The sequence below is a fragment of the Corallococcus sp. CA047B genome, assembly GCF_003612065.1.
In the GTDB taxonomy this organism is placed as follows: domain Bacteria; phylum Myxococcota; class Myxococcia; order Myxococcales; family Myxococcaceae; genus Corallococcus; species Corallococcus praedator.
On sequence record NZ_RAWD01000689.1, the window covers coordinates 1 to 814 of the forward strand.

Annotated in this window: 2 protein-coding genes; both read right to left on the minus strand. The window is 67.9% G+C overall.

Translation table 11 applies throughout. The annotated features are described in order from the left end of the window. Window positions 1-31: 31 nt before the first annotated feature. The gene (gene epsW / locus D7X74_RS42195) at window positions 32-439 is read right to left on the minus strand and encodes an exopolysaccharide biosynthesis response regulator EpsW (RefSeq protein ID WP_120538493.1); all 408 of its coding nucleotides are present in this window, start codon (window positions 437-439) and stop codon (window positions 32-34) included. 23 nt (window positions 440-462) lie between these two features. Further along, entirely contained in the window at window positions 463-639 is a 177-nt protein-coding gene (locus D7X74_RS43840; RefSeq protein WP_167508823.1) for a hypothetical protein, read from the minus strand. Between the last annotated feature and the right edge of the window lie 175 nt (window positions 640-814).

Genomic DNA, 814 nt, shown 5'->3' on the forward strand with positions numbered 1-814 from the left:
GCGGAGTGGGGCGTGCGGGGGGCGGGAGACGTCACGAGATGGAGCTCCGGGGCACCGCGGCCTTCAGGACCTGGCGCACGCGCTTCTCCAGCTCCTCCGGCGTGAAGGGCTTGCCCAGGTAGCCGTTGGCGCCGGCCTCTTCCGCGTAGGCCTTGTCCTCCGGCAGGTTGCGCGCGCTCACCATCAGCACCGGCACGTGCGCGATGGCGGGCGTGCGGCGGATGTGCTCGCAGACGTCGTAGCCGGACACGTCCGGCAACGTCAGGTCCAGGCACACGAGGTCGGGCTTCTCCTCGCCCTGGAGGTACTCCATGGCGGACTTCCCGTTGGGCTTCTCCACCACGTTCTTCACGCCCATTTCCTGGAGCATGTCACGCAGCATGACGCGGAACATCGGAGAGTCCTCCACGAGGAGGACGGTGAGCTGTTGGAGCTCCATCACGTCGAACGCCTTTCCTTCCCTCACCCGAACCCGTACCTGGGAACGAGGACGAGCACGCCGTATGCGTAAGCCACGTTGAAGAGGGCCACCCACAAGATGGCTTTCTTCATCCCCCGCCACGGATTCGCGTCGCGCGCCGCCGCGCCGGGCAGCGCGACGGTGGCGATGAGGACGGACAGGAGGATGAGCTTCGCCATGGGGGAGCTTCAGAGGATACCAGTTTGCCGTACCGACAGTCCCAGCGTCGCGGACCACACCATGCGGGCCGCCTCCACGTCGGGCGAGCGAGTCCACGCGGTCCGCGTGTCCGCCTCCAGTGACACCCACCGTGACACCGTCCAGCTGGCCCCCACCCCGCCCACCACCTGACGG